Origin of the sequence: Shewanella septentrionalis, assembly GCF_025370265.1 — a bacterium.
In the GTDB taxonomy this organism is placed as follows: Bacteria; Pseudomonadota; Gammaproteobacteria; order Enterobacterales; family Shewanellaceae; genus Shewanella; species Shewanella hafniensis.
The window spans coordinates 96996-108643 of record NZ_JAMTCC010000017.1; the positions used below are offsets into that span (position 1 = coordinate 96996).

An 11648-nucleotide genomic window follows, 5' to 3' on the forward strand; every position below is an offset into this window, starting at 1 on the left:
CTTGCGGCTGGCTTTAGTGTGACATTCAACACTGGGATATGCTAGTGAGGATAATAACAAGCTCACTAGTTAAGCGATAAACACCACTAGATATTTGCTAACTCAAGCAAGGCCTCCAGTGGATGTTTTGGCTTGTAACCAGCAAAACGTTTCACTTGAGTACGGCAAGAATAGCCCGACACTAACACTTGCGGCTGTTCAATCTTAGCGAGAGTTTGCTGCCAAGACATCTCAAACAAGGCCTTAGAGCGCTCTAAGTTTTCCGCCTCATGGCCGTAGGTTCCGGCCATACCACAACAACCTAAATTGACTGCGGTTAACTTAGCACCAAAATGGGCGAAGATTTTAGTCCACTCGTTGGCAGTATTTGGCTTGGCCGTCGATTCAGTGCAATGACTAAACCAGGTATATTGCTTATCTTGTGGCGCTTTCGCGGGTAAATCCTTGATGACATTCAGTAGCCATTCGTTAGCTAACTTGACCTCAAAAGTACCGCGATTAGCCCCTAAGACTTCGCGGTATTCGTCGCGATAACATAAGACTAAGGCAGGATCGATGCCGACCATCGGCATGCCCAGTTTATGAACTTGATTCAAAAAATCTGCACTCGACTGCGCCGTTTTAGCGAACTTATCTAAAAATCCCTTGATATGCGTTGGCTTACCATTGGGTTTATAAGGCAACAACACGGGTTTTAACCCAAGTTTTTCAATCAACTGGATAAAGCGCAGCACAAGGCCAGAGTCATAGAAACTGTTAAAGGGATCTTGTACCACCAACACAAACTGTGAGCGCGCCTCTTCTGGAATTGCCTGTAGTGCCGCTAAGTCATAACCGCGGCTTGCATGACCATCGAGTCTTTGCTTCAAGGTCGGCACAGATAACGCAGGCGCATCCACATAACCAATCGCCTTTTTAATCACCCATTGGCTCAATGGATTTTGCGCGGCAAAGTTAGTGAGACGCGGTGCCGCGGCCATTAATGGCAAACTATCTTCGATACCTGCAACAAGATAGTCCTTAGCCGGTCTTAAATAACGTTGATAGTAGATATTAAAGAACTGCGCCCTAAACTTAGGCACATCCACTTTGACTGGACATTGTCCAGAGCAGGCTTTGCATGCCAAACAGCCCTTAAGCGATTCCATCACCTCGTGGGAGTAATCATAATCACGTTTGGCATTGATGGTATTTTGAATGCGCTGCAATATACCAAAAGGTTTCGCTTTTGCGAGGGCATTAACATCAACCCCTTCAGCCTCAAGTAGCCTTAGCCACTCTCTCATGAGTCCTGCACGTCCCTTAGGCGACTGTACTCTATCGCCTGTCACCTTAAACGATGGGCACATGGGCGAATAGCTACTGTAATTAAAACACAAGCCGTTGCCGTTACAATTCATCACATCGGGGAACGCATCACGTACTTCGATGGGAATTTGTCGGTCAAATTTACCGCGCTTAACACTGTCAACATCGTAATAGAGGGCGCCAGTCTGTTTAGGCGCCACCAGCTTGCCGGGGTTTAATCGGTTATCGGGGTCGAACAAGCCTTTGATATCTTGTAGAACGCCGTATAGTTCATCACCAAAGACAGATGGACCGTATTCACCACGCACACCTTTACCGTGTTCGCCCCACATCAGGCCGCCGTATTTAAGCGTCAGTGCCGCGACTTGATCTGAAATGACTCGCAGTAGTTTTTCATCTTCAACATCGCACATATCGAGTGCGGGCCGAACATGCAACACGCCCGCATCCACATGACCGAACATACCGTATTGCAGATTATGACCATCGAGTACTGCGCGAAACTCCATAATATAGTCGGCGAGTTTTTCGGGCGGCACCGCGGTATCTTCCGCAAAGGCGATAGGTTTGCGACGTCCTTTAGTGGCGCCGAGTAAACCAACGGCTTTTTTGCGCATGCCGTAGATTTTTTCGATGCTTGGCTTGTCTTGCGTCACTTGGTAACCCAATACGCCGCACTCACCTTTGCTGATCTGCTCAGTCAACACAGCTTCCAAACTTGCCAGCTTTTGCTCAACTTCGACCGTGTCACCGGCAAATTCGACCATATTGAGGCCATCAATAACTTTACCAGGCACTTCTTGGATCAGATCAGATACCGAGTGCCAGACAATATCTTCACGGGCTAAATTCAGCACTTTTGAATCGACAGTTTCGACCACAGTCGCCCGCGCGGCGACTAAGGATGGCGCATGACGCAATGCCGATTGGAACGAATCGTACTTAATGTTCACCATAGCGCGCTCGGTCGGCAGCGGGGTGAGATTGAGTTTAGCTTCGGTTAACACCGCAAGCGTGCCCTCTGAGCCCGTTAAAATCCGAGATAAATCGAATTGTGTCAGGCTGTCGTTCCACACGTGTTTTAAGTCATAGCCAGTGAGGAAACGGTTAAGTTTAGGAAATTGGTTTTCAATCTGAGTACGCTTTTCGCGGCATACCGCCGCCACAGCAGAAATCAGTTTCTGCCCCAGCGGATTATCACTGACGTTATCTGGGTTACACAGTAGTCCCGCATCTAGGGGATGCGTATCCAGCACACTGCCATCAATCAACACACTGCGTAGCGCCAGCACGTGATCTGAGGTCTTACCATAAACCAGTGAGCCCGCACCCGAGGCATCGGTATTAATCATGCCGCCAATTGTGGCGCGGTTTGAGGTGGATAAATCGGGACTAAAAAAGAATCCATGGGGACGCAATACATCGTTGAGCGCATCTTTAACGACACCAGCTTCAACTCGCACCCAACCTTGCTCAGCATTCACTTCGAGCACGCGGTTCATGTAACGCGACACATCTAAAATCAAACCATGGGTGAGGGATTGTCCGTTGGTGCCCGTACCACCGCCCCGCGCACTAAAGGTCACGCTGCGAAATGTGTCGCTGGCGGCCAGCGTCAATGCAATTTGGATATCCTGCTGATTTTTAGGATATAACACGGCTTGAGGTAAAAATTGATATACCGAGTTGTCGGTGGCTTGCACTAAACGTGCGCTGTAACGTTTGTCTATATCACCGGAATACTCACTTTGCTCCAGTGCATCAAGGTATGCCAAATACACTGGCTCTAATGTTTGTTGATGTGATAGCAGGGGTAACATAGATGGCTTCTGTCAATTATCGTTATGGCGCCATTATAAACAAAAAAAAGCCGCTAAAAAGCGGCTTTTTTAACAAGTTTATAAAATGACTATCTAGATCAAGCGTGCGCTTCGGCTAAATACAACCAAGTATCAATCACAGTATCAGGGTTTAATGACACTGTATCTATGCCTTGTTCTACCAACCAAGCGGCAAAATCAGCGTGATCTGAAGGTCCTTGACCACAGATACCTATGTAAGCGCCCTTCGCTTTAGCCGCTTTAATGGCTAATGAAAGTAGCATTTTAACGGCTTCATCACGCTCATCGAATAAGTGGCTGATGATACCGGAGTCACGGTCAAGTCCGAGTGTCAGCTGAGTTAAATCGTTTGAGCCGATAGAGAAGCCATCGAAATGCTCAAGGAATTGGTCTGCTAACAGGGCGTTTGAAGGCACTTCACACATCATAATGACGCGTAAACCGTCTTTGCCGCGCTCTAAACCTTGCTCTTTCAGCAGGCCGACCACTTGCTCAGCTTCTTTCACTGTGCGAACGAATGGGATCATGACTTCAACGTTTTTCAGCCCCATGTCATTACGAACGCGTTTGATCGCTTCACACTCAAGCGCAAAACAGTCACGGAAGGATTCAGAGATATAACGGCTTGCACCGCGGAAGCCCAGCATTGGGTTCTCTTCTTCTGGCTCGTATCTGTCTCCGCCAACCAAGTTTGCGTATTCGTTAGACTTAAAGTCTGACATACGGACGATCACTTTCTTCGGATAGAAAGCTGAACCTATGGTCGCAATACCTTCAACCAGACGGGCAATATAGAACTCAACTGGAGATTCATAACCTGCGATCATCTCGTTGATTTCAGTTTGCAGCACAGCGTCTTGTTGATTGAACTCAAGCAGTGCCTTTGGATGAATACCGATCATACGGTTGATGATGAATTCTAAACGCGCTAGACCCACACCTTCGTTTGGCAAACGGGCAAAATCAAATGCACGATCAGGGTTACCCACGTTCATCATAATTTTCATTGGCAATGCAGGCAGAGAGTCAACACGGTTTGAAATCACTTCAAACTCTTGTTTACCTTCGTAGATAAAGCCAGTGTCACCTTCGGCGCAAGAAACAGTCACGATTTGACCATTCTTGATACGGTCAGTTACGTCACCACAACCTACGACTGCTGGCACACCCAATTCGCGGGCGATAATCGCCGCGTGACAGGTACGACCGCCACGGTTTGTGACGATAGCACTTGCGCGCTTCATGATAGGTTCCCAATCGGGATCTGTCATGTCAGTCACTAACACGTCGCCAGGTTGGATTTGATCCATATCGGCGATTGAGGTTAATACTTTGGCTACACCAGTACCCACTTTATGACCGATAGCGCGACCTTCACAGATCACAGCGCCACGGCTCTTTAAGTGATAACGCTCAATTAATTGCACATCTTCACGGCTACGAACCGTTTCTGGACGTGCTTGAACGATATACAGCTTGCCGTCGTTACCGTCTTTCGCCCATTCGATGTCCATTGGACGACCGTAATGTTTTTCGATAACCATAGCTTGCTTAGCTAATTCTTCGACTTCAGCGTCATTGATTGAGAATTGGCGACGCTTGTCAGCACTCACGTCTTCAATTTTCACTTGTTTGCCGTGAGCAGCATCATCTGAATACACCATTTGGATGAGCTTGCTACCGATATTACGGCGCACAACAGCCTTATGACCTAAGGCTAAAATCGGTTTGTGAACATAAAATTCATCAGGGTTTACCGCGCCTTGAACAACCATTTCACCCAGACCAAAAGATGAAGTAATAAACACGACATCGTTATTGCCAGATTCAGTGTCCATAGTGAACATCACACCTGAAGCCGCTTTATCTGAACGAACCATGCGTTGCACGCCAGCAGACAAGGCTACACCGTGGTGCTCATAACCTTGGTGGACACGGTAGGAAATAGCGCGATCGTTAAAGAGTGAAGCGTATACGTGCTTGATCGCCACGAGTACAGATTCAAATCCTTTAACGTTTAAGAAAGTTTCTTGCTGACCCGCAAAAGATGCATCTGGCATATCTTCTGCTGTTGCAGAAGAACGTACCGCGAATGACGCTTCGCTAGTTTCAGCGGCAAGTTTATCGTAAGCTTCACGAATAGCTTGCTCTAATGCTGGTTGAAATGGGGTGTCGATAACCCACTGCCTGATCTGTGCACCTACTTTAGCCAGCGCATTGACATCATCTACATCCAGTGTGGCGAGAATGTCATAAATCTTCTGGTTAACTCCGCTTTGTTCAAGGAACTCGTTGAACGCATGGGAAGTTGTCGCAAATCCGCCAGGTACTTGAACACCGGCATTGGCCAGATTGCTGATCATCTCGCCTAGAGAAGCATTTTTACCGCCAACCAAGTTGACGTCACCCATGCCTAATTCTTGATACCAGAGTACGTATTGCTGCACAGTTCTATCTCCGCAAGTTTATTTCAGTGGCCCCTTCACACGAGGGCAGCGGCATTTTACACTCCTGCCGAACACGCGTAAATCTATAATTTTATTTGTAATTTTATTACTACAAGAGGTCAGTATGGCACCAAAAGTATTCTATATCTCCGACGGGACAGCGATCACAGCTGAAGTTTTTGGTCATGCGGTTCTCTCGCAATTTCCATTAGAATTTGAGTCACTTACAATTCCATTCGTTGAAACTCTCACGAAAGCGGAGCAAGTTAAGCGACAAATTAATGATTGTTTTATTACAACAGGTGAGCGGCCGTTAGTATTCCATTCCATCGTCAAACCAGAAATTCGCGACATTATTTATTCGAGTGAAGGCTTAGATTATGATTTTTTGAATACTTTCGTGGCACCACTCGAACAACATTTAGGGGTTTCAGCTTCTCCGGTGCTACATCGCACCCATGGAAAAGCCAATCACGGCTATGAAGCGCGAATTGATGCCATTAATTTCGCCATGGATAATGATGACGGCCAGACCATGAAACACATGGATCAAGCCGATCTAGTTCTACTTGGGGTCTCACGCTGTGGCAAAACGCCCTCTAGCCTGTATTTATCGATGCAGTTTGGAATCAAAGCAGCAAACTACCCTTTCACCGAAGATGATATGGATAACCTCAAGTTACCTGAAGCGTTGAAACGCAATAAGAAAAAGCTGTTTGGCTTGACGATTGACCCCGTGCGTTTACATGAAATCCGTCAGAGTCGAATGGAGAATAGCCGCTACTCGTCACTCAAGCAGTGCCGCTTAGAAGTCAAAGAAGTCGAAATGCTATTTAAACGTGAACGCATTCCTTATATAGATACAACGAATCATTCCGTGGAAGAAATTGCCACCAAAATCTTGGATGTCACGGGCCTAGAACGCCACATGTTCTAAGCTTGCAGAGTGAAACGCAGCCAGAAAAACCGAGTGAATTTAGCTTAAATGAATCTAACTTAAATCAAATTCATTGCACAGTTGCCGACAATTAACACAATTGGCGCTGTGCAACTCGGTTCGATTCGTTATAATCCGAGGCAATCTGGCGAAAAGCGCCGCACGCAAGCTCGGTATTTTGAATGACCATAAAAACAGACGAACTACGCACTTCCTTATTAGCAAAAGTCATCTCACCTGCGCAACTGGCATCTGAGTTCCCATTAACTCAAGATGCGGCCGATTATCTGGTTCAGCAACGTCGTGAAGTCGAAGCCATTATTATGGGTGAAGACCAGCGTCTTTTGGTGATCATAGGCCCCTGCTCAATCCACGATACCAAAGCGGCATTAGATTATGCGCAGCGCTTAGCCGCATTACATCAAGAATTGAAAGATGATTTGTGCATCTTAATGCGGGTCTATTTTGAGAAACCTCGCACAATTGTCGGTTGGAAAGGATTAATTTCAGATCCCGATCTCGATGGCAGTTTCGAGCCAAACAAAGGCTTACGCATTGCTCGCGAGCTACTGCAACAAATCACTGAATTAAAATTACCTATTGCCACCGAATTTTTAGATATGGTGAACGGCCAGTACATCGCCGATCTCATCACTTGGGGCGCAATTGGCGCGCGCACCACTGAAAGCCAAGTTCACCGTGAAATGGCTTCGGCACTGTCTTGCCCTGTTGGTTTTAAAAACGGTACCGATGGCAATATCAACATAGCCGTCGATGCAGTGCGCGCCGCACAAGTTCCGCATATTTTCTATTCACCGGATAAAGATGGCGCGATGGCGGTTTATCGCACCCACGGTAATCCGTTTGGTCATATCATTCTGCGCGGCGGCAAAACGCCTAATTACCACGCCGAAGATATCGAAAAAGCACGGCAACAACTTGCCTCTGTTGGGGTCACTCAACGTATGGTGGTTGATTTCAGCCACGGTAACAGTGAGAAAAACCACCTTAAGCAGCTTAACGTCGCCGATGAAATCATGGCGCAAATGCGGGCAGGCAGCACTGCCATCGCCGGTATTATGGCTGAAAGCTTCTTACAGGAAGGCAACCAGAAAGTCGTTGCAGACCAACCACTCTGTTATGGCCAAAGCATCACCGATGCCTGCTTACATTGGGATGACTCAGAAGTCCTGCTGCGTAAACTGGCAGCCGCTTCCCGCGAGCGAAAAGCACTGTTAGCGAAATAAGCCTGACGCTCGAAAAAAATGTCCGAAGCGATATACGTTTTCCAATAAAAAACCGATCTTAGATCGGTTTTTTAATTAAGAGCGGTTTAATAATCTTCAGCCACATTCTTAATGAGCGTTAAAGCCAGTGCATTTCTATCTTTAAGAATTAAAAATCTCTATAATTCTGCCTTATTTGCTGCATTACCTTAGGTTGCTGTATGTCGCTTACGCCCATTTCTCCAAACACCGAAAATACCTCCCGAACCGAACCTCCTGAAGCACAATTCCCAGAAGCGATTCAAACGCGAATCGATTCCTCAGAAGCGCGGGTTATCAAGGCGGTATTTCCATCCATCACCAATCATCACAATACCTTATTTGGTGGTGAAGCTTTAGCGTGGATGGATGAAACAGCCTTTATCGCTGCGACTCGTTTTTGCCGTAAAACCTTAGTAACTGTGAGTTCCGATAGAATCGATTTTAAAAAACCGATCCCCGCAGGCACATTAGCCGAACTGATCGCGCGGGTGATCCATGTCGGTAACACCTCATTGAAAGTTGAAGTGAATATCTATGTCGAAGACATGTATCAAGACCATCGAGAGCATGCCATACGTGGTGTGTTTACCTTTGTTGCAGTTGACGAACAACGAAATCCCACCCAAGTGTGGACATACGAGTAGTTTGTAGACGATTGAAAGACACTGAACCGCCCGTCATCTCGGGCTTTTGATCGCGACTTTACAATTTGAATATGTTTTTTATAACACCGACCAAAGTCTAACAACCAGAAACATATCAAAATTTTGTCCTGATTCATGAATAAAGCAATAGGATCCTTGATTACTTTTCTGTTACATTGAGTTCAATCTTCACGCGCACCGAACATAATCATAAAAGCCATGAAGCTAGAAAACTTAAATATTATTATCGCAGACGATCACCCATTGTTCAGAAATGCACTACGTCAAGCGCTGACCACAGCGTTTGAACATGCACAATGGTTTGAAGCCGACAGTGCTGATGCACTGCAATCTGTATTGGATGTCCGTAGCGTCGACTACGATCTTGTACTGTTGGATCTGCAGATGCCAGGTTCACACGGCTACTCCACCCTTATCCATCTTCGCTCACATTATCCCGAACTACCCGTTGTAGTGATATCAGCCCACGAGGATATCAATACCATTAGCCGTGCAATTCATTATGGCAGCAGTGGTTTTATCCCCAAATCGGCCTCGATGGAAACCCTCAAAGAGGCGCTAAGTGCAGTGTTATTCGGGGATATTTGGTTACCTAAAGGCACTGAGATTATTGATATCGATGACGATGCCGTTGATAAAATGGCCAGTAAATTATCCGATCTCACGCCGCAGCAATATAAAGTGCTGCAGATGTTTGCCGAAGGTTTGTTAAATAAGCAAATTGCCTACGATCTTGGCGTTTCAGAAGCGACCATTAAGGCGCACGCGACTGCCATTTTTAGAAAACTGGGCGTTCGCAACCGTACCCAAGCTGTTATAGCACTTGCTCAACTTGAAATGGATAAAGTCGATTTATCTTAATCGCTCATGCCACAAAAATGCCTCTTATATTAGCGGCATTTTTATGTCGGCAACTCGTCGCCAATTAACGCATTGGCAAATTTTTATCAGCAAACATTTCATCGATAAGCTGCTGGTCCCGTAAGGCGACGGCTTTCTCCACTACGTCACGGGTTAAATGCGGCGCAAAGTGCTGAATAAAATCATACATATAACTACGCAAGAAGCTGCCCTTCCTGAAGCCAATTTTAGTCGTACTGTGAGCAAACAAATGGCCAGCATCAATCGCCACTAAATCTTTATCAATATTAGGGTCAATCGCCATTGAGGCGATAACGCCCACACCTAATCCCAAACGGACATAGGTTTTCAGTACATCGGCGCTGGTCGCACTAAAAACGACACGCGGCTCTAAATTGGCACGATTAAAGGCTTTCTCAATTTCAGAGGCTCGGTCAAAACCGAACACATAGGTCACTAAGGGGAAGCGCGCTAACTCTTCGATGCTAATCGGATTATTTAAGCTACGAGTCGCAAGGGGATGATCTTTAGGCACCACGATGGAGCGATTCCAGTGATAACATGGCAGCATAATCAAGTCGGAATACAAATGCATTGCTTCGGTCGCAATGGCGAAATCCGCATCACCACGCGCTGCCTGTTCGCTGATCTGTGCTGGCGTCCCTTGGTGCATGTGTAAATTCACTTTAGGGTAACGATCAATAAACTGGCGGATGATTGTTGGTAACGCATAGCGCGCCTGAGTGTCTGTTGTGGAAATATTTAACTCGCCTTGATCGGGCTTAGTATATTCCTCAGAAACTTTTTTAATGCTTTCAACTTTACCCAATATATCATTGGCAATGCTGATCACTTGCAAACCCGCAGGTGTGACATGGGTTAAGTGCTTACCGCTACGACCAAATATTTGGATACCCAACTCATCTTCAAGCATGCGAACTTGTTTGCTGATCCCTGGTTGAGAGGTATACAAGTTTTCAGCGGTTGCCGACACATTGAGGTTATGTTTTACGACCTCAGTAATATACCTGAGTTGTTGCAGTTTCATCTTAATTCCTTGTCTCAAACACGCAAAATGCCATTAACAACTGAGCCCTCAAAGCACTCTCAGCTATAATCAATCGTTATAGTATATAGTAAAATTTAAAGCAAATAGGAATATAGAGCACAAGTCTGCAGATTCATACGACAGAAATGATAACCTAGGCTAAGATAACTATGCTAGTTTATTGATTTATTGTAGCATTAGCTCAATTGGATAAATAATGGAACATCTATGTCATTCACCTTGGTTCTGATCCTCATCGGTGCGCTTTTACTGCTTGTTATCGGAATTAACGTATTACAACAACAAAAAGAACGCGCGGAAGCAGAGCGTCGCATTGAATTTGCCCGTCAAAGAGCAATTATCGATGAAACCGAAGCTGTGTTATCTAACACAGGGATGATGCCTTGTAGCACGAATATTGTGTTGGTTTTGTACCGCCGTGTGCAAGATGCCTTGCAAGCTGCGACAGCAATTAGTAATACCCAGCAACAGTCTGATTATCAGCGCCGCCTAGCCGATATTAATAATCAAATAACAACCCTACAGTCTGGTCAATCTCAATCACCACCGATTGAGAATTTCAGACTACCCGATAACGACAAACAAATTTTAGCGCTAGTTCAAACCTTGAAAAAGCTCAAGGCAATACTCAGAGCCGAGCATAATAAAGGTAAAGTCGACCCGAGCATTTTTGCTCAGGAAGAAAATCGTATCGACAGTTTACAGCTGAGGATCAATGTTGACTCCATGCTTTCCCGAGCCAGAGCAGCCAGTTTTATGAAGCAATATGGTTCATCAAAACAAATGGTGACTAAAGCCCTATCGACATTACACGCCATTAAGGCACAAACACCGAATGACCCTTTCATTGGTCGTAAAGTGGATGAGGCTAAACAATTACTTGATGAGATTATGGGCGCGCAGAAACAATCTGAACCCAGTGCACCAAGACCTAAAAATGAAGAAGATGATATCGACATGCTGTTTCAACCGAAAAAGAAATGGTGATCAGTTTCTATTTGCTGACTTTTACGTTGAATTAGCGGCACGCTTTCCACTCGTTCTTCAGCGTTATCGGGCGTGGTGAGTGAGTAAGAATCAAGCGAACAACATTTTTGGCTCATCATCTACAGCAACAAATCAGTCTCTAAAGAAATCGAAACAAAAAAGCCAAGTCATCATTGACTTGGCTTTTTTATTCTCTTTGTCCCGTCCTGAAATACGTTGACATAAAGAGGACTTCTTTATGACAACATCAATTAACTCAAGCCGT

At 45.7% G+C, this 11648-nt stretch carries 8 protein-coding genes; 5 read left to right on the top strand and 3 right to left on the bottom strand.

Annotated elements, in window-relative coordinates; translation table 11 throughout:
• Positions 1–86: 86 nt before the first annotated feature.
• Together ydiJ and ppsA are read right to left on the bottom strand one after the other, a co-directional pair.
• A complete protein-coding gene (gene ydiJ / locus NE536_RS11695) occupies positions 87–3128 on the bottom strand; it encodes a D-2-hydroxyglutarate dehydrogenase YdiJ (protein ID WP_261272786.1) in 3042 nt (1013 codons plus the stop codon).
• Positions 3129–3226: 98 nt separating this feature from the next.
• Complete coding sequence (ppsA, locus tag NE536_RS11700; protein WP_261272787.1) at positions 3227–5596, bottom strand: phosphoenolpyruvate synthase; 2370 nt, start codon at positions 5594–5596, stop codon at positions 3227–3229.
• A gap of 124 nt (positions 5597–5720) precedes the next feature.
• On the opposite strand from ppsA, the gene ppsR reads away from it, so the two are divergent.
• The 4 genes from ppsR (at position 5721) to NE536_RS11720 (ending at position 9327) form a co-directional block, all read left to right on the top strand.
• Positions 5721–6533, top strand: a complete 813-nt coding sequence (gene ppsR / locus NE536_RS11705; protein WP_106650736.1) for a posphoenolpyruvate synthetase regulatory kinase/phosphorylase PpsR — start codon at positions 5721–5723, stop codon at positions 6531–6533.
• A gap of 182 nt (positions 6534–6715) precedes the next feature.
• Positions 6716–7780: a 3-deoxy-7-phosphoheptulonate synthase gene (locus NE536_RS11710; RefSeq protein ID WP_006086250.1), complete on the top strand. Its 1065-nt coding sequence runs from the start codon at positions 6716–6718 to the stop codon at positions 7778–7780.
• A 200-nt stretch (positions 7781–7980) separates the two neighbouring features.
• Positions 7981–8445 carry an acyl-CoA thioesterase gene (locus NE536_RS11715; RefSeq protein WP_220777958.1) on the top strand — a complete coding sequence of 155 codons (465 nt, stop codon included), beginning with the start codon at positions 7981–7983 and terminating at the stop codon, positions 8443–8445.
• A gap of 219 nt (positions 8446–8664) precedes the next feature.
• On the top strand, positions 8665–9327 hold the full coding sequence (locus tag NE536_RS11720) for a response regulator transcription factor (RefSeq protein ID WP_106650737.1): 663 nt from the start codon (positions 8665–8667) through the stop codon (positions 9325–9327).
• Positions 9328–9391: 64 nt separating this feature from the next.
• Here the strand turns inward: NE536_RS11720 and cysB are convergent, their stop codons facing one another.
• On the bottom strand, positions 9392–10375 hold the full coding sequence (cysB, locus tag NE536_RS11725; RefSeq protein WP_261272788.1) for an HTH-type transcriptional regulator CysB: 984 nt from the start codon (positions 10373–10375) through the stop codon (positions 9392–9394).
• A gap of 228 nt (positions 10376–10603) precedes the next feature.
• On the opposite strand from cysB, the gene zomB reads away from it, so the two are divergent.
• Positions 10604–11383, top strand: a complete 780-nt coding sequence (gene zomB / locus NE536_RS11730; RefSeq protein ID WP_261272789.1) for a flagellar motor control protein ZomB — start codon at positions 10604–10606, stop codon at positions 11381–11383.
• Positions 11384–11648 lie beyond the last annotated feature (265 nt).

What these genes read in the sequence shown, in the direction of transcription:
- NE536_RS11720 (WP_106650737.1), top strand. Translation starts at nt 8,665, where the DNA reads ATGAAGCTAGAAAACTTAAATATTATTATCGCAGACGATCACCCATTG.
- cysB (WP_261272788.1), bottom strand. Translation starts at nt 10,375, where the DNA reads ATGAAACTGCAACAACTCAGGTATATTACTGAGGTCGTAAAACATAAC.
- ydiJ (WP_261272786.1), bottom strand. Translation starts at nt 3,128, where the DNA reads ATGTTACCCCTGCTATCACATCAACAAACATTAGAGCCAGTGTATTTG.
- ppsR (WP_106650736.1), top strand. Translation starts at nt 5,721, where the DNA reads ATGGCACCAAAAGTATTCTATATCTCCGACGGGACAGCGATCACAGCT.
- NE536_RS11710 (WP_006086250.1), top strand. Translation starts at nt 6,716, where the DNA reads ATGACCATAAAAACAGACGAACTACGCACTTCCTTATTAGCAAAAGTC.
- zomB (WP_261272789.1), top strand. Translation starts at nt 10,604, where the DNA reads ATGTCATTCACCTTGGTTCTGATCCTCATCGGTGCGCTTTTACTGCTT.
- NE536_RS11715 (WP_220777958.1), top strand. Translation starts at nt 7,981, where the DNA reads ATGTCGCTTACGCCCATTTCTCCAAACACCGAAAATACCTCCCGAACC.